Source organism: Ornithinibacillus contaminans (assembly GCF_001038425.2).
GTDB lineage: Bacteria > Bacillota > Bacilli > Bacillales > Amphibacillaceae > Ornithinibacillus > Ornithinibacillus contaminans.
The window spans coordinates 1-17,363 of the sequence record NZ_LDPV02000011.1; the positions used below are offsets into that span (position 1 = coordinate 1).

Below are 17,363 nucleotides of genomic sequence, written 5' to 3' on the forward strand. Positions count from 1 at the left end.
TGAGGAAGCATACTCCGAAGCGATACTAGCAGACACAGGCGCACTGCTTTTCAGCGCGAGAAGCTCAGAAGCCCCCGCGGCAAGGTAGACACTGCGAGGTAGTTTCGAGCAGATGTCACCCCTGTGCTGGAAGTGAAAGCGAAGTATATTCCCGGAGCGGGTATCGTGCTCCAACGTTCGGATTTTATCTAACCATTAACACTTATGTCCCAGCCCCATCTATTTATTCCGATGCTTTTTTATCCATCCACTCTTCTCGTAGCATCCCCATTTTAATGGAATCATAATACGTCCCTTGATAGGTTCGACTTTTTCTAATTCTACCTTCGATGATCATCCCTAGCTTTTCGCTAACCTTTATCATTCGTTCATTTCCAGACCAGGTTGTCAGACCTATTCGATGAATCGAAAGCGAATTGAATAGATAGTCTATCCAGAGCTTAAGTGCCTCGGTACCATATCCACCATTCCAATAGTTAGGCGAGTAGATTACGATTCCAATTTCTAGCCAGTTTGACGGCTTATGCTCCCAATAATATGACACAATCCCAATTATCTCATTGTCAACGGTGATTACCCTTCGCTCATCTAATCCAGCTTCAATCCTCTTCTTCATTGCTTGCTCATAATCCTCAAGTGTAACTTTTTCTAACGGAAAATATGGTGCATCCCATTGCTTCCATTCAGGATTTTCTTCTCCGTAAATATAATTCCATAACGTGACAATATCCTTTTCTTCAATTGGTTTTAATGCGATTCGATTCCCTTTAATAATCTCGTTCATTTTCTCCACGCTTCCCTCACCCCTCAATTAACCATTCAATTATTTTTCCTCGTACCTCTTGTGGCAAAGGACGTTTAAGTGCTTCTTCTAATAAGTTGGGATGTTTTACTCCCGTTGTTCGAAAATGGTTTTCAATCAGGACCGCTTTCTCTTGTTTCCCAGGAATCAGGCTGTACAGAATATACCAATCCTCCAGTGCACACAAAGGAATATCCACGCCATTAATAGTCTTGTATTCTACTATCCTGTCCGCTGTGAGTGGTAAGTGATATACTCCCTCTTGATGACTGATGGCAAATCCACCCATTATATCGATAGCAACTTCTTCAATCGCAAGCTTGCTAAAATAAACCGTTCGAAAAGGCTCCGAACGCTTAGCTTCCTTCATACGACCAAGTGGCGATATAATTTCCATTAGTCGACTAGCATTCCGTTCATCAACTAAAATATCAATATCATTTGGTTTGTCGATTAGCTGGTGGAAATTCAGCAAAAGGGAGCCACCAACCCCCCAAGTAATTTCCACATTTTGCAGGCATTTTCCAATCCTCACAAGTGTATTAAGCATTTTCCATCTCCCTAGCGTCTCTATCGTTTTTTTGTAAAATAAAATAAATCATGGGTTCGTTTAAAGCCTACTTTTTCGTATAGATTAATCGCAGCTTCATTACTAGAATCAACACACAGGCTAATCTCCTCCATCGATTCAATGGTAAATAGCCAGTTCAGAGCAGCTGATAATAATCGCTTCCCAATCCCCTTTCCTCGTTCCGAACTATTTACCGAGAAAAACTCGATGCTAGCCTCACCATACTCAGGCTCTGCCTCTACATAAATGTAGCCAGTTAAGCCTTCCGTATTCGTGACAACAAATACTTTCCTAGTTGGATTCAAACGACTAATAATTTCCTGCCCACTATAATAAGTATTCGGAAATTCTTGATCATGTAGGTTTATCATCTCTTCATGTAAATCTTGCGTTAGTTCAATCGGCTCCTCATCAAGCCAGTGATTTTGGTCATCTCGGTTCACCGTTAAAATAATTTGAGCATGTTCATGCTGAAGACAATCAAGTTCTTTGGCAAATTGAATCGCATGATGATTTTTCACATTCGGAAACACCGCTACCGAATGAATGTTAGCAGGTAATAACTTTTCCAACTCACGCCATAGCTCATGCACAATCTGCCATTTATCCGCTTCTATAAACGGCCCCCATATTTCAGCACTACTGTCTTCAAGATCCGCATCAAAGCCAACCACACCAACTAATTGGTTCTGATCATATGCACAGACAAAGCTATTGTTGTATAAAACATCGGTCAATTCATTCACCATAAAGTTCTCAATCTCTTCTGGATCCTTTCCACAAAAGCCTATATGAGACTCATCTATGTTATTTAATTGCGCTATAAATCTCGCAACTTCACCAATTGCTTCTTTTTCCAACACGTTAATTTTCATCAGAACTCCCCCTTGCAGCTATTCTTCTTACGCTCTACCGCTTCATTTCTTATTACTAGAATACCATAAGTAAGAATTTACAAATAATTGTCCCGCGAATTCTTTACACTCCCTTATCTTCTCGTTCATATTTTTGTGATACACTATCCTTATAATCAGTTGAAAAGGAGACAATCATGACTTACAAAATTTTATTTCTAGATATCGATGGAACGATCCTAAAACCAGACCACACCTATCACCCCAAAACCAAAGAGGCCATTAAGCAAATACAGTCACAGGGTATGGAGGTTTTTCTAGCTACTGGAAGACCCGCCCATGAGCTTAGTGAACTGGCAGAAGAATTACAGGTAGAATCATACATCGGCTATAATGGTGCATATGCGGTTTACCAAGACGAAACAATCCTAGACGAACCGATGAAAAAAGAAACACTAATCAAATACTTAGAAATCGCAAAAGAATCCGGTCATGAAATCATCTTATATACAAGTGAACGAAATTATGTTACTTCAACGGATTCACCATATATGATACGTTTTATGGAATTGTTTCAGTTAACTGAAAAGAATTTAATAACGGAGGACATTCTCGACGATGTTCTTGGCGCAACATTATTAAATGTTCCACCAGAGGAAACTTCCCGATATGAAATCGATGATATTCGACTCGCACAAGTAAATGTAAATGGTGCAGAGAATTGTTATGATGTCATTCGAAAAGCAGTTAATAAAGGGGAAGCTGTTAGAACGGTGCTTAATCGATTAAACATTCCAAAGGAGCAAGCAATTGCATTTGGTGATGGTATGAATGACAAAGAAATGCTGGAACTAGTAGGAGAAGGATTTGCGATGGGTAATGCCCATCCAGACCTATTCCAATATGCTAATCATAAAACAACTACCGTATCAGAAGCTGGTGTATTTAGTGGGTTAGAGAAGCTTGGATTAGTTAAATAATAGAACACAAAAACTACGCACCCAATTGGAATGCGTAGTTTTTAACATTTATAACAAAAATGCTCCATACACAAAGGCACCAAGTATCACGAATGCTGGATGCACCTTTATCCGTTCGATTAATAAATAACTGACAATCGTAATTACAGCAGTATGTATTATCCCGATCCCTTCATACGATTCAAAGAAAAATCGCCAAGCCATTAATCCAAGTAAAATAGCAATTACCGGTCGAACAAATAAGGTGATTCGCTTCACTTTTGGTGAATCCTTGAATTTATACAACACACCTAATAGTGCAATCATGATGATCAAAGATGGTGCCACAGTAGCAAAGACGCCAAGTATTGCGCCAAGTAGACCACCTACTTCATACCCGATGTATCCTGCCATTTTCGTCGCAATTGGACCAGGCAAGGAGTTTGCAACAGCTAGAACTTCACTAAACTCTTGCACACTCATCCACTCATAGCGTCCAACTACTTCATTTTCTACTAATGGTATGGAAGCTGGTCCGCCCCCATAACCTAAGATACCTGGGATAAAAAATGCCAGGAAAATTTGCCAATAGACTAGCATTAGGAATTCACCCCTTTTTCTTGCTTCTTATCACGAATCAATAAGGCGATTGCGATTAAAACGCCGATAATGATTCCAGGGTGAACATTTAAAATGGATAACAAAACAAACACTGCCGCTGTCATCAGGAGGGCAGGAATCCATCCCATCCCCTGGCGTGTTTTATCAAAAAACTGCCAAGTTAAGGTTGCCATCATCATCCCAACAACAGGTATTACTGCAGCTGTCATGCCTTTTACCCAATCAATATCCTTAAAAGAAGAGAGCGTTGATAACAATATAATTAACAATAATACAGTAGGAATCACCGTGGCTATTAATGCATTTAGTAAGCCAATAACTCCCGCTACCCGGTAACCAATATAACCTGCAAGTTTAGTTGCAATTGGTCCCGGAAGTGTGTTTGCTAATGCAAGCATATCGCCGAATTCTTCATCACTCATCCATTTATATGTATCAACAACTTCTTTATGTACAAGCGGGATGGAAGCGGGGCCACCACCGTAGCCCAAGATTCCTACCCGAAAAAAAGCTAGAAATAACTGCCATTGTGTTTTCATTGTAATGCGTATTCACCTTTCATTGACCGATTACCATGCAGCAACCGTTCCGTCTGTTCGTGATTCTGTTCCACCAACTAGGACTCCTGTTTCCGGGTCGCGCCATATAATTTGACCGCGGCCGAAGCTATTCGGCTCAAGCGAGATTTTAATTTGATGCCCTTTTCGAGCAAGCCCTTGTGCTATATGATGCTGGAAGCGATTCTCTACTTCTACCACTTTATCCTTCATCCATTGCCAGCGTGGCGCATCCAGTGCTGCTTGTGGATTCAGTCCAAAATCAACCGTGTTCATGACAACTTGCACATGTCCTTGTGGCTGCATGAAGCCCCCCATAACACCAAACGGTCCTACAGGTTTGTCATCCTTCGTCATGAAGCCAGGGATAATGGTATGATACGTTCGTTTACCACCCTCCAATGCATTGGCATGATGCTTATCCATAGAAAAATTATGCCCACGATTTTGTAACGCTATCCCAGTTCCAGGCACAACTAAACCTGATCCAAATCCCATATAATTACTTTGAATATAAGATATCATATTCCCTTCGCCATCAGCTGCGGCTAAATAAACGGTACCACTCGATGCTGGATCGCCTGCTTCCGGAAGTAATGCTTCATCAGCAATTAATTTTCTACGTGTTTCACCATACACGTCACTCAACAAGCTTTCTACCGATACCTTCATATGGTTTTCATCTGTTACATAGGTTTGTGCATCGGCAAATGCTAGTTTAATAGCTTCAATTTGCTTATGATAGGTATCAACAGAATCTTTCTCATGGAAAATGTACCCTTTTAGAATGTTTAATGCCTGTAATGCAACAATTCCTTGTCCGTTCGGAGGGATTTCCCAAATGTCATAGCCACGGTAGTTAACACGTATCGGATTAACCCATTCTACTTCAAATTCCGCTAAATCTTCAGCCGTTAAATAGCCACCGGTTTTATAAGCGAAACTCGCCATTTTCTCAGCAAGTGAGCCACGATAAAATGACTCTGCCTTTGTTTCACCAATCAAGCGCAGTGTCTCTGCATGCCCTTTGGATGACCATACTTCCCCAATCTTCGGTGCTCTTCCCTTTGGTGCAAAGGTGTCAAACCAATGGGTAAATACGTCATCAGTTAGCTTTTGCTTATAGATGTTATAGGCACTATTCCAGTATTTTCCGAGTGTCGGTGAGACTGGATATCCTTCCTCTGCATATTTAATTGCCGGCTCCAATACGTCTGCTAGTGGAAGCTTTCCAAATTTCGCTGAAAGCTCTGCCCATGCACCTGGAACCCCAGGAACTGTAACCGGAATCCAACCATGTGTTGGAATTTCCTCATGTCCTGCTTCTTTTACCGCATCAATCGAAATGCTTTTAGGTGCCTTTCCGCTCGCATTTAATCCATGTAATTTTCCCTTTGTCCAAACTAAAGCAAATGCGTCTCCGCCAATTCCATTTGACGTTGGTTCTACAACTGTTAAGCATGCGGCTGTTGCAATAGCTGCATCAATCGCATTTCCACCCTTTTTCAATATTTCAAGTCCTGCTTGAGCGGCAAGTGGCTGAGAAGTTGCTACCATGCCGTTCTTTCCATATGTAGAATGTCTTGTATTGGCATATGGGTGTGACTGGTGATCAAATGAAAGCATCGTAAAAAAACTCCCCTCAGTGACTTCTAAATTTATTTCATAGTACGAAATAAATTTCACTGTGTCAATCTAGCGCTCTATAAATCTGAGAATTTTTATGGCTGCTTTTTATGTAAAAACTGCATCTATTGGCAGGCATTACATTAGGAAAGATTCCCTATTATCCTGTATTCATTTGAGTCCAATTTTTCATCAGCATTCCTATTCTCTATATAATCGAAACCTTTGGCAATAAGGTGGCATTATAGATTAAACTATTTATCTGAAAAATTCCGAGATAGCCATTTTGGAATTTAACTTTCATGCTATAATACTACTAACTAACATCTGAGGAGGAGGTCACATATGTACTGTCATACCTGTGGTACGGAACGCCGCCCAAACTCAAATTTCTGCCCAAATTGTGGGGTAGAGAAAAAGCGAAAACTTCACCCGTTAATGAGTACTTTTTTAATTTTATTATTAACAGGTACCATCATTGGTAGTGTATTTATTGTGAAGAGCTTTTATTCTCACCTACCGGAAATGTTGGCCTCTGTGGACACACAAACCGAACAAGAACCTACCGAAAATGTTGACACAACACTCTCCACTCCTCCTACTACTGAGAAGCAGGAATTGGAGGACGAACAGAAGCAGGAATTCACCGAAATTATTGCGAATGCGCAGGATTCCGTCTTTACTGTTTTCACGCCTTACAGTCAAGGGTCTGGCTTCTTATATAATAACAATGGCGCAGTTGTAACCAATGCACATGTTGTAGAAGGGGAAACCGTTGTTTATATTAAAACAACTGATGGCGCAGAGTATGCTGGTACGATCATTGGTTATTCGAACGAAACAGATGTTGCCGTTATTCAAGTTCCTGATTTAGTCGGAAAAGAACCTTTCGCATTAGAGGTCACAGAACCAGCTAATATCGGAGAAGAAGTGATAACATTAGGAAGCCCGCTTGGATTAGAAAACACAGCAACGATGGGCTATATTACTGGGAAAGATCGCAATTTTGTTATCGAACCTTATACGTATGAAAACTTATATCAAATTTCTGCTCCTATCTCACCAGGAAGTAGTGGTGGACCGCTAATCTCAAAAACTAACGAAAAGATTGTGGCCATCAATTCAGCAGAAAGCATAGAAGATGCAGAAATTGGATTCAGCATCCCGTTATATACCGTTCAACCACTGATCGATTCTTGGATTAACCAACCAATGAATGAAGAAGAAGTACTCGCGCAATTTTATGATGCAAATGGTGATTCCTACTATGGTGACACATGGGGTGATGGTAATAGTGGCGGCTACTTCCACGGTGGCGATTATACCGAGGACGGGGAGTATAATGATTACTGGGAATATAGCTATGAAGATTTTTGGTCTGAAATTGGCGATGCACTAAAGGAATATATCGGAGAAGGAAATTCGTATTACAAAGACTGGTTTGACAATGAAAATTACGAGTCGTATGAGGAAGATTGGTCTGATCCGGAATCCTTTGATTCTTATCAAGAGGAGCCATGGAATGAAGGGTTCACTGTAGATGAAAATATGTACTATGACGAGGCAACCGGTGAGTGGAGCTATTATGATGAACAAGAAAATCAATGGTATTACTACGATAGCTATGAAGGAACATGGACGTACTATAATGAAACAGATGGCTTGTGGTATTACTATGATGAGGCAACCGAACAGTACTTGCCATATGAATAGAAGGAGGTTGGGATATTAGTATTTATGGTTAGATAAAATCCGAACGTTAGTGCACTATAGCCGCTTCGGGAATAAACTTCGCTTTCCGCGGGGGGGCTGGTGAGACCCCGGAATAGCGATAGCTCTGAGGAGGCTCACCGTTGCCCTTCCTCCCGCAGGAGTCTAAGTATATTCCCTACGCTGAAATAGTATATATTGTTCGTCTTTAATCTTCCTTATTTTACTTATGTCCCAACCTTTTCTCATTTTTAGATTAATAGATTGAAAACTTACTATTGAACAAATCAATATGCTGCTTTCAATTCTTTTAATACTGCCTCATAAACATCTTCTAAGTCTTTTCCCATATTGGATTCAACTGCGGCTACATAAGCCCCTTCGATTAAAGGTGCGTTGACAATTTTAGCAGAAGTACTTTCCAGCATCTCTAACGCTACTTCTGCATTCATCCTAGCACTGCCTAAATCATAGAATACGAGAACACCTTTCCCAGTATCAGCAGAGGTTATCGCAGTAATTATTTTTTCAACACTTGTTCCAATTTCATTCTCATCCGTTCCACCTGCGATTTCAATAGGAACATCCATAATCACTTGCCGGATAATCTCTTTTAACCCTTCAACGATTTTAGGACTATGAGATATTAGCACAATTCCAACATAGTTCATGTTACAGCTTCTCCTTTAAGACTTCTGCTAATGCTTCAAAAACATAGAAAGACGACGCTGAGCCAGGATCAATATGTCCGATTGATTTCTCTTTAAAGTATGCTGCTCTGCCTTTTGTAGCCTGTAATCCACTAGTATTTTCCATGGCAGTCCGAGCTGTATCCAAAAGCACATCCACCTTCAAATCGTTACCGCTACAATATTCCACTACCGGACCCCAAACATCGAGTAGTGTTTTCTCCCCGACCTCCGATTTTCCTCGTTGCTTTAACCCAGCTAGTGCCGCTTCCAATCCTTTAACAAGTGCATCCTGATCTATTGTTTCTAATCCCTTCACCGCCATAGACATCTTTAAAAAAGCTGTTCCATAAAGCGGTCCAGACGCACCACCAACCTTAGATAACAAAGTCATTGATGCATCCTTTAATACTTCAGACGGCTCCGAGTATTCCTTTGCCGCTAGGCGTTTAACTGTTTCTTGATAGCCCCTTGCCATGTTTATTCCATGGTCACCATCGCCAATTGGCTGATCAAGCGAGGTAAGGTATTCCTTATGTTGTTGAATTTTTTCATTCGTATAGTCGAACCATGCTACGATATCCTGTCCATTTAACTCCATGGAATCTCCCCTTTCTTAGCTACGAAAAGCAGGCGCCATTGATTCTGCATCTAACAACTCTTTTAGCTCATCATCTAGTTTCAATAGCGTGACCGAACAACCTGCCATTTCGAGTGAGGTCATATACTCGCCAACAAATGATTTATATACAGCGATTCCTTGCTCTGCTAAAAGTTCGTGGACTTTTTTATTCATAATATAGAGCTCCATTTCTGGCGTAGCTCCTAATCCATTCACAAGCACCGCAACTTCACCTGAAAAATCATAGTCCTCAAGAACCTTTTCTGTTAAGGTAGTTGCTATCTCATCTGCCGTTGCAATGGTTGTGCGGTTAATTCCTGGCTCACCATGGATTCCCATGCCGATTTCCATTTCGTTTTCCGCTAATTGGAAGCTTGGTTTTCCTGCAGCAGGTACTGTACAAGGCGTTAAGGCCATCCCCATCGAGCGAACATTTGCCACCACTTTTTCGGCAACAGTTTTCACTTCTGAAAGGCTAGCACCGGTATCAGCCTTGGCACCAGCAATTTTGTGAACAAATACGGTTCCTGCAATTCCCCTTCTTCCAGTAGTAAAGGAGCTGTCTTCCACCGCTACATCATCATTAACAATCACATGCTCCACTTGAATTCCTTCTGCTTCAGCTAATTCTGCCGCCATTTCAAAATTTAGCACATCACCGGTATAGTTTTTAATGACCAAAAAGACGCCATTACCACTGTCCACTGCCTTAATCGCTTCCAATACCTGATCAGGAGTTGGTGAGGTAAACACTTCGCCACAAACAGCTGCATCTAGCATTCCTTTACCAATATAGCCTGCATGTGCTGGTTCATGGCCACTTCCTCCACCACTCACAAGCCCGACCTTTCCTTGGACAGGCGCATCTGCTCTTGCCACAACGAATGTATCGGGAACTTGTTTTAGAGTTGTTGGGTTTGCTGCAATTAAACCATCTACCATATCCTGAACGACTTGATTCGGATCATTGATTATTTTTTTCATCCTTATTCCCCCTTTGTACAATTTATTCCACTTCTTCACAAAGAAGACCCTAACGTCAGGCTATCGATAGGGTCCTTGTATTTTTTGTTCGAACGTTATAATTTAAAGGTTCTAGTTGCTTCTACCGCTTTTTGCCAGCCAGTATATAACACTTCTCGTTTTTCATCATCCATCGTATTCTCAAATGTCTTCTCATTTTGCCACTGACTAGCAATTTCTTCTTTATCCTGCCAATAGCCAACCGCTAATCCAGCAAGATATGCCGCTCCTAGTGCCGTTGTTTCTTGGACAACTGGTCGTTCAACCGGAACACCTAGGATATCGCTTTGAAACTGCATGAGGAAGTTATTCTTAACTGCTCCTCCATCAACACGTAACGTTTTTAACTCAATGCCAGAATCAGCAATCATCGCGTCTAATACGTCCCTTGTTTGGTACCCTAATGATTCAAGAGTTGCACGGGTAAAGTGTGCCTTTGACGTACCACGAGTTAATCCAAATACAGCACCGCGTGCATCACTGTCCCAATATGGTGTTCCTAAGCCAACAAACGCTGGAACGAGATAGACACCATCGGTTGAATCTACACTTGTCGCTAGTCCTTCACTTTCAGGGGCACTATCAATGATTTTCAAGCCGTCCCGTAGCCATTGAATAGCTGATCCCGCTACAAAAATACTACCTTCCAGTGCATATTCGACCTTTCCATCTACACCCCATGCCAATGTTGTGAGTAGACCATTCTCCGATTTAACCCCTTTTTCTCCGGTATTCATTAACATGAAGCAACCTGTTCCATACGTGTTCTTTGCCATTCCGCTTTCAAAACATGCTTGACCAAACAGTGCTGCCTGCTGATCACCTGCAATACCAGCAATCGGTACCTCATGACCAAAGAAATGATAATCAACTGTATTCGCATAAACCTCCGAGGATTGACGGACCTCTGGTAGCATGCTCTTTGGTACAGTAAGAATATCCAGAAGCTCCTCATCCCATGCTAAATCATAAATGTTAAACATTAATGTACGAGATGCATTCGAATAATCGGTTACATGGGCTTTTCCACCTGACAGCTTATAGACTAACCAAGAATCAATAGTACCAAATAACAGATCACCATTATCCGCTTTTTCCCTAGCCCCTTCTACATTGTCAAGAATCCATTTAACTTTCGTGCCGGAGAAGTATGCATCAATCAGCAGCCCTGTTTTATCACGGAAAAGATCATTGTAACCCCTTTCAATCAAATCCTTACAAATATCTGCTGTCTGTCTTGATTGCCAAACGATCGCTTTATACACTGGTTTCCCCGTGTTTTTATCCCAAACCACAGTAGTTTCCCGTTGGTTCGTAATTCCGATTCCAGCAACTTGACTAGGCTCTACATCTGACTTTCGCAAAACCTCTGCTATACAAGCTGTGATCGATGTCCAAATCTCATTAGCATCATGCTCAACCCATCCTGGCTGAGGGAAAAATTGTTCAAACTCTTTTTGGGCGGTCTCTACGATCTGTCCTTTATGATTAAATAAGATTGCCCGTGAGCTTGTTGTGCCTTGGTCTAATGCTAAGATATACGTTTCTGCCATACTACCACTCCTTTTTTGAAAAATACTGGTCTAAACTGCCTCTTTATTCGCTTGAACTACCGTGTTATCACCCTGTTTCAGCTCATCATTAACCGCTCCTACAATAACTAGAAGCATGAGCACACTCATCACCCAGAATAATACCGAGAAATCCCCTAAGAAAACCGCTTGATAGAAGACCGCTCCATAGACACCACCAAATATTGGACCTAACACCGGGATCCATGCATATCCCCAATCCGAGTCACCCTTTCCAGGAATCGGAAGAATGGCATGCGCAATTCTTGGTCCTAAATCACGTGCAGGATTAATAGCATATCCTGTTGGTCCACCGAGCGATACACCGATTGCTACAATTAATAACCCTACTATTAATGGATTCAATCCTTCGGTAAAGTTATTAGCACCGATAAACATTAATCCCATTAATAAGACAAATGTACCAATCGTTTCTGTTAAAAAGTTTGCATAAATGCTTCGTTCTGCCGGAGCAGTAGAAAATACAGCTAGTTTTGCAGCAGGATCATCTGTCTTCCGCCAATGAGCAAGATAGGTTAAATAAACAATTGCTCCCCCAATAATCGCACCTAGCATTTGCGCGGTAATGTATAACGGAACTTGATCCCACGGAAACTCCCCAACTGCAGCAAACCCAATGGTAACAGCTGGATTAACATGTGCCCCAGAAATCTCACCTACAGCATATACTGCCATGGCAACCGCGAGCCCCCAACCAACCGTTACGACAATCCAGCCAGCACCTTCAGCTTTTGAGTTTTTTAATACAACTCCACCTACGACACCGCCACCAAAAATAATGAGAATCATCGTACCAATTAATTCTGCCATAAATTCCGACATCGTAAACAACACCCCTTTGCTAAAATTTATCAATCAATGCTCCTAGGAAAATTGGCTTGTATTGCTAGGGATACAAGTACCAATTTTTCTATTACACTATATTCCTATTAAAATTGATACATTCCTAATTCTTTAGAAAAACTCGTAATCACTTTGGCTTAAAAAGACCTACACTGACTTGATTTACGCCATTCAAGTAAACCAAGCCTACGTGTAGGTCATGTAACTTTCTATTTATTTGGCAACAGCACTAGCAGATGCTGCGATACGATTACGAACGGAACCGTGTGGATCAATGACAAACTTACGAGATACACCACCATCAAATTGCTTATAACCATCTGGAGCTTCATCAATCGAAATAAGTGTTGCATTAACTGCTTTGGCAATTTGTGCTCTGCCACTAAGGATTGCCTTCATTAAATCACGATTGTATCGCATTACAGGCGTTTGACCAGTAACAAAAATATGTGCTTTTGCAAAGCCTAAGCCAAAGCGAATTTTTAAAGTACCTTCTTTCGCATCTGTATCAATTGCACCAGGATCCCCAGTAACATATAGTCCTGGAATACCAAGGCGTCCGCCCGCTCTAGTTACGCCCATAATCGAGTTCAATACGGTAGCTGGTGCTTCTCCAGCATCCTTTCCGTGACCACTTGCTTCAAAACCAACCGCATCCACCGCACAATCTACCTCGGGAACACCAAGAATTTGTTCAATTTGTTCTCCCAAATTATCATGCTCACGAAGGTTGATTGTTTCACAACCAAAGCTTCTTGCTTGCTCAAGACGCGCTTCATTCAAGTCCCCAACAATGACTACTGACGCACCTAGTAATTGCGCAGAATGAGCAGCTGCTAATCCAACCGGACCAGCACCAGCAACATAAACAGTGGAACCAGTTTTGACACCAGCACTTACCGCTCCGTGATAGCCAGTTGGGAAAATATCAGAAAGCATAGTTAAGTCTAAGATTTTATCTAATGCTTGCTCACGATCTGGGAATCGTAATAATTGAAAATCTGCATACGGAACCATAACGTATTCAGATTGTCCACCAACCCAACCTCCCATGTCTACATAACCATAAGCAGAACCAGGACGATCAGGGTTAACATTCGTACAGATATGTGTATCTTGCTTTCTACAATTCTCACAACGTCCACAAGCAATATTGAATGGTACCGATACAATATCACCCTTTTTAATAAATTCTACATCACTACCCACTTCAATAACTTCTCCTGTAATTTCATGACCTAGTACTAATCCACTTGGTGCTGTTGTACGACCTCGAACCATATGCTGGTCACTACCACAAATATTCGTTGTAATAACCTTCAGAATAACCCCATGGTTACACTTCCGACCGACATTAAGTGGGTAAACACCTGGACCATCCCGTAAAACTAGATCCGGGTACCCAATATCCCGAACCTCTACCTCACCTGGCTTCACATACACGACTGCTTTGTTACTCACATTGACCACTCCTTAAAATTTTAATGGGTGCAAATTTGTAAGCACTTTCAATCTATCCCAACCATAACACTCCGTACCATTATTTTCAATAGTCTGTAAATTGATTACCTGTTTTATTATTAGACTATAATTCTCTTCTTTCGACAGATAGGGCATATTTTCTTTCCAAGTCAACCAGATAGTGACGTCTACTAGCGTAGAAATAGGCAGAAAAAAGCAGATATTTTTATGTAAAATTGTACTTTAACTGGTTATGTAACGTTCTAACAAACAAAAATAAGGGCCCCTCGTAGGAAGGAACCCTCATCTAAATTTTGCTATTAATTACTCAACAATATCCACTTGATATGTGCGGAGCCAATGATCAATTTGGCAAAGGTGGGCGATCAATTGTGGACCTTTCATGAGCTGCCCAAACCAAGGATCCTTGAATTCATTGCCTTCACTACGAACAATTGCCTCTACCTTATCCCGACTTAAAAACTCAAATAGCGGTGCCTGGGAATCGGACAGAATATCGTCCATCCAAGCAATCACCTGTTTTGTATACTCCGGCTGGAACGTCTTAGGATACGGGCTTTTCTTTCGGTATAGAATTTCGTCAGGTAAAATTCCTTCTAATGCCTTTCGAAGAATCCCCTTTTCACGGTTGTTATACATCTTTATTTCCCACGGAATATTCCATACGTATTCAACTAGATGATGATCAGCAAACGGAACCCTCACCTCTAGACTTGCCCCCATACTCATGCGGTCCTTCCGATCAAGCAACTGCTGCATAAACCAATGCATATTCAAGTAAAATAATTCTCTTCTTCTGGCATCCTGTTTCCCTTCTCCTTCTAGTCGAGGAGTTTCCGCAATCGTCTCTTGATAGCGGTCATAAACGTACGTCTTTAAGTCTAGCTTTTCCTGCCACTTCGGATGCAACAAATCAATTCTAGAATCTAGCGATCGCACCCAAGGAAATCCATCTGCAGCTGAGTCAGGATCATGAAACCACGGATAGCCCCCAAAAATTTCATCTGCACATTCCCCAGATAGGCTAACAGTCGTATGCTCTTTTATTTTTCGGCATAACCATAACAGTGAGGAATCGATATCTGCCATACCAGGTTGATCCCGTAACACTACCGCTTCCTTCAAGAAATAAGCAAGCTCTCCTCCTGAAATGATTTCATCATGGTGATTTGTCGAAAACGCCTGCACCATTTTTTCAATAAATGGCTGATCACTTGTAGGCTGAAACTTACTCACCACAAAGTACTTGTCATTTCCCTCATAATCAATGGAAAACGTAGCAAGTGGGGCTTTGCCTTGTTTTTTAAAGTATTCAGATGCAATTGCGGTAATCGCACTCGAATCAACACCACCTGATAGAAAAGTAGAGACAGGCACATCTGCCACTAATTGACGTTCCACTGCATCAACAAACAATTCCCGCACTCGTGCGATAGTATCTTCAACGGAATCCTGATGCTCCTTACTCTCAACATTCCAATATCGCCAAACCTTTAAGCCGTCCTTAGAAAATGTGAGTGAATGCCCTGAACGGAGTTCTTTAACATTTTTGAATATCCCATGACCAGGAGTTCTAGATGGTCCGAGCCCAAATATTTCTGCTAAACCATCATATCCAACCACAGCTTTTACAGCGTCATGTGCTAGTATTGCTTTCAACTCCGAGCCAAAAATAAAATGCTCCTGATTCTCTAAATAAAATAATGGCTTTACTCCTAACCTATCGCGTGACATAAACAATTTCTGTTCTGCATCATCCCATACCCCAAAAGCGTATATGCCATTTAAATGATCTACACAGTCCTCTTTCCATTCGATATACGAAGTAAGCAGTACCTCGGTATCGGAGGTCGTTTGGAAGGTATAGCCTCTGTGCAGCAATTCCTGCCGTAGATCCTCTGTATTATACAACTCGCCATTATAGACGATTGTGTAAGTATTCCCATTTGATTTCTTTTGCATGGGCTGTCTTCCACCCTCTAAATCTACGACAGCCAACCGCTTATGTCCAAATCCAACAAACGTATCCAACCATACATTTGTATCGTCTGGTCCTCTTAATGACAATGTTTCTGTCATTTTTTCTAATGTTTCTCGCTCTTCTCTAACGTAATTTTTCCAGTTTACAATACCGGTAATTCCACACATAGCTGCATAATCCTCTCCTCGTAGAATGGTGATTATTTTCACACCGGTATTTTTCCTAAACTATACTTTAGGGAAAATACTCTTCAAACCATACTATGCAAACGAGAGCCTAAACATTCCTAGCAACATAACATTATATGATGGAAAAACTTGTTTATGCATGGGAAAAAGAGAATTTATCCTTTACTACAAAAAAACGAAACTGCTTTCAGTTCATTTAGCGAAAGCAGTTTCTGTTATACAAAATAATAGCTAGACTATTTTAAGCTTGTTTTCGGGCGATGGTTGAGAAAGTTTTGAAATGCAAATCCCTTCACCTCGTCCTCGGTAAAATGCTTCAACAATACATTAATTAGGTTTTGATATTTCGAGGAATCCTCCAATCCAGTAATAAAGGATGATATCCCATCAAAGTCTGAACCAAATCCGATATTCTGAACTCCACCAAGCGAACATAAATAGTCAATATGCCGAAGCAAATCATCGAGGCTCGCATCATTCCGTTTATGATTGATGAACGGTGGCCAGAACACCACATGAATCATCGCATCTCGTTCAAACATCGCTTTAATTTGGTCATCACGTAAATTTCTAGGATTTGCACAAAGCTTATACGCATTCGAATGACTTGCAATCGGGTAGGCAGCAAGCTCCATTACATCCCAAAACGCTTGAAGGGACAAATGTGACACATCGGTCAAAACGCCACGTTCATTATTTAATGTGACAACCTCTCTACCTAGCGTCGTTAACCCACCACCTCTAGGCTCACCAATTCCATCTGCACATAGATTAGCATTATTCCACGTTAAGCCTATGGAAAGTACACCAAGCTGGTATAGCAAGCGTAGCTTCGTCAAATCATTGCCAAATGCATCCGCTCCTTCTAATGTCAGCACGGCACCGATTTCCCCGTCTTGTAACTGATCGATATCAGACCATGATTTGATATGTTTCATCTCCGGATCTTCACCAAGAATTTCTGTATAGAAAATATCAATTTGTTCCAATGCATGCTGCCACTTCTCGTCAGATGGGATATCAGGCATTATAAAAATAGCAAAAAACTGTACCGTTACTTCTCCCTTTTTCAAATAGGCTAAATTAGTATTCAGCTCTGGTGATGTATTGAATCGAAGGGGCTCCTTCGAAATCATTCTTCTTTTTGACTGCTGGATTCGGAACAATGCATCACAATGCGTATCAATGATTTTCAATTTTACTAGTCCCTTCCTTAGTGAAATATAGTGTTGTAGTTCATGGA

The 17,363-nt window shown here is 41.2% G+C and carries 16 protein-coding genes; 2 read left to right on the top strand and 14 right to left on the bottom strand.

Annotated features, from left to right (window positions below; all coding sequences use genetic code 11):
* Positions 1-223 precede the first annotated feature (223 nt).
* Genes JF53_RS02185 through JF53_RS02195 form a run of 3 tightly spaced genes read right to left on the bottom strand, consistent with a single transcriptional unit; the run spans position 224 to position 2,248 of the window.
* The gene (locus JF53_RS02185) at positions 224-784 is read right to left on the bottom strand and encodes a GNAT family N-acetyltransferase (RefSeq protein ID WP_047981820.1); all 561 of its coding nucleotides are present in this window, start codon (positions 782-784) and stop codon (positions 224-226) included.
* Positions 785-800: 16 nt separating this feature from the next.
* Positions 801-1,352 (bottom strand): nucleotidyltransferase domain-containing protein, encoded by a 552-nt coding sequence (locus JF53_RS02190; protein ID WP_047981772.1) that lies wholly within the window; start codon positions 1,350-1,352, stop codon positions 801-803.
* Between the two features lie 20 nt (positions 1,353-1,372).
* On the bottom strand, positions 1,373-2,248 hold the full coding sequence (locus JF53_RS02195) for a GNAT family N-acetyltransferase (protein ID WP_047981773.1): 876 nt from the start codon (positions 2,246-2,248) through the stop codon (positions 1,373-1,375).
* A gap of 176 nt (positions 2,249-2,424) precedes the next feature.
* On the opposite strand from JF53_RS02195, the gene JF53_RS02200 reads away from it, so the two are divergent.
* A complete protein-coding gene (locus JF53_RS02200; protein WP_047981774.1) occupies positions 2,425-3,207 on the top strand; it encodes a Cof-type HAD-IIB family hydrolase in 783 nt (260 codons plus the stop codon).
* Between the two features lie 48 nt (positions 3,208-3,255).
* On the opposite strand, the gene JF53_RS02205 is transcribed toward JF53_RS02200, so the two are convergent.
* From JF53_RS02205 to ggt, 3 genes are read right to left on the bottom strand one after another with little or no spacing between them, the layout of a single operon-like run.
* A complete protein-coding gene (locus tag JF53_RS02205; protein ID WP_047981775.1) occupies positions 3,256-3,786 on the bottom strand; it encodes a chromate transporter in 531 nt (176 codons plus the stop codon).
* Positions 3,786-4,346: a chromate transporter gene (locus tag JF53_RS02210; protein WP_047981776.1), complete on the bottom strand. Its 561-nt coding sequence runs from the start codon at positions 4,344-4,346 to the stop codon at positions 3,786-3,788. Before JF53_RS02210 ends, JF53_RS02205 begins: the two co-directional genes overlap by 1 nt.
* Positions 4,347-4,376: 30 nt before the next feature.
* Positions 4,377-5,990 (bottom strand): gamma-glutamyltransferase, encoded by a 1,614-nt coding sequence (gene ggt, locus JF53_RS02215; protein WP_047981777.1) that lies wholly within the window; start codon positions 5,988-5,990, stop codon positions 4,377-4,379.
* Positions 5,991-6,335: 345 nt separating this feature from the next.
* On the opposite strand from ggt, the gene JF53_RS02220 reads away from it, so the two are divergent.
* Positions 6,336-7,703 (top strand): trypsin-like peptidase domain-containing protein, encoded by a 1,368-nt coding sequence (locus JF53_RS02220; RefSeq protein ID WP_047981778.1) that lies wholly within the window; start codon positions 6,336-6,338, stop codon positions 7,701-7,703.
* 284 nt (positions 7,704-7,987) lie between these two features.
* On the opposite strand, the gene dhaM is transcribed toward JF53_RS02220, so the two are convergent.
* The 8 genes from dhaM to JF53_RS02260 all read right to left on the bottom strand — a co-directional run bounded on the left by dhaM (position 7,988) and on the right by JF53_RS02260 (position 17,316).
* Complete coding sequence (dhaM, locus tag JF53_RS02225; protein ID WP_047981779.1) at positions 7,988-8,371, bottom strand: dihydroxyacetone kinase phosphoryl donor subunit DhaM; 384 nt, start codon at positions 8,369-8,371, stop codon at positions 7,988-7,990.
* Position 8,372: 1 nt separating this feature from the next.
* Positions 8,373-8,990 carry a dihydroxyacetone kinase subunit DhaL gene (gene dhaL / locus JF53_RS02230; protein ID WP_047981780.1) on the bottom strand — a complete coding sequence of 206 codons (618 nt, stop codon included), beginning with the start codon at positions 8,988-8,990 and terminating at the stop codon, positions 8,373-8,375.
* 15 nt (positions 8,991-9,005) lie between these two features.
* Complete coding sequence (dhaK, locus tag JF53_RS02235) at positions 9,006-9,995, bottom strand: dihydroxyacetone kinase subunit DhaK (RefSeq protein ID WP_047981781.1); 990 nt, start codon at positions 9,993-9,995, stop codon at positions 9,006-9,008.
* Positions 9,996-10,090: 95 nt separating this feature from the next.
* Positions 10,091-11,587 carry a glycerol kinase GlpK gene (glpK, locus tag JF53_RS02240; RefSeq protein ID WP_047981782.1) on the bottom strand — a complete coding sequence of 499 codons (1,497 nt, stop codon included), beginning with the start codon at positions 11,585-11,587 and terminating at the stop codon, positions 10,091-10,093.
* A 30-nt stretch (positions 11,588-11,617) separates the two neighbouring features.
* A complete protein-coding gene (locus JF53_RS02245) occupies positions 11,618-12,448 on the bottom strand; it encodes an MIP/aquaporin family protein (RefSeq protein ID WP_047981783.1) in 831 nt (276 codons plus the stop codon).
* 234 nt (positions 12,449-12,682) lie between these two features.
* Positions 12,683-13,930: a formaldehyde dehydrogenase, glutathione-independent gene (fdhA, locus tag JF53_RS02250; RefSeq protein ID WP_047981784.1), complete on the bottom strand. Its 1,248-nt coding sequence runs from the start codon at positions 13,928-13,930 to the stop codon at positions 12,683-12,685.
* A gap of 324 nt (positions 13,931-14,254) precedes the next feature.
* Complete coding sequence (gene asnB / locus JF53_RS02255) at positions 14,255-16,099, bottom strand: asparagine synthase (glutamine-hydrolyzing) (protein WP_047981821.1); 1,845 nt, start codon at positions 16,097-16,099, stop codon at positions 14,255-14,257.
* A gap of 257 nt (positions 16,100-16,356) precedes the next feature.
* On the bottom strand, positions 16,357-17,316 hold the full coding sequence (locus tag JF53_RS02260; protein ID WP_047981785.1) for a dipeptidase: 960 nt from the start codon (positions 17,314-17,316) through the stop codon (positions 16,357-16,359).
* Between the last annotated feature and the right edge of the window lie 47 nt (positions 17,317-17,363).

What these genes read in the sequence shown, in the direction of transcription:
- JF53_RS02185 (WP_047981820.1), bottom strand. Translation starts at nt 784, where the DNA reads ATGAACGAGATTATTAAAGGGAATCGAATCGCATTAAAACCAATTGAA.
- JF53_RS02190 (WP_047981772.1), bottom strand. Translation starts at nt 1,352, where the DNA reads ATGCTTAATACACTTGTGAGGATTGGAAAATGCCTGCAAAATGTGGAA.
- JF53_RS02195 (WP_047981773.1), bottom strand. Translation starts at nt 2,248, where the DNA reads ATGAAAATTAACGTGTTGGAAAAAGAAGCAATTGGTGAAGTTGCGAGA.
- JF53_RS02200 (WP_047981774.1), top strand. Translation starts at nt 2,425, where the DNA reads ATGACTTACAAAATTTTATTTCTAGATATCGATGGAACGATCCTAAAA.
- JF53_RS02205 (WP_047981775.1), bottom strand. Translation starts at nt 3,786, where the DNA reads ATGCTAGTCTATTGGCAAATTTTCCTGGCATTTTTTATCCCAGGTATC.
- JF53_RS02210 (WP_047981776.1), bottom strand. Translation starts at nt 4,346, where the DNA reads ATGAAAACACAATGGCAGTTATTTCTAGCTTTTTTTCGGGTAGGAATC.
- ggt (WP_047981777.1), bottom strand. Translation starts at nt 5,990, where the DNA reads ATGCTTTCATTTGATCACCAGTCACACCCATATGCCAATACAAGACAT.
- JF53_RS02220 (WP_047981778.1), top strand. Translation starts at nt 6,336, where the DNA reads ATGTACTGTCATACCTGTGGTACGGAACGCCGCCCAAACTCAAATTTC.
- dhaM (WP_047981779.1), bottom strand. Translation starts at nt 8,371, where the DNA reads ATGAACTATGTTGGAATTGTGCTAATATCTCATAGTCCTAAAATCGTT.
- dhaL (WP_047981780.1), bottom strand. Translation starts at nt 8,990, where the DNA reads ATGGAGTTAAATGGACAGGATATCGTAGCATGGTTCGACTATACGAAT.
- dhaK (WP_047981781.1), bottom strand. Translation starts at nt 9,995, where the DNA reads ATGAAAAAAATAATCAATGATCCGAATCAAGTCGTTCAGGATATGGTA.
- glpK (WP_047981782.1), bottom strand. Translation starts at nt 11,587, where the DNA reads ATGGCAGAAACGTATATCTTAGCATTAGACCAAGGCACAACAAGCTCA.
- JF53_RS02245 (WP_047981783.1), bottom strand. Translation starts at nt 12,448, where the DNA reads ATGTCGGAATTTATGGCAGAATTAATTGGTACGATGATTCTCATTATT.
- asnB (WP_047981821.1), bottom strand. Translation starts at nt 16,099, where the DNA reads ATGTGTGGAATTACCGGTATTGTAAACTGGAAAAATTACGTTAGAGAA.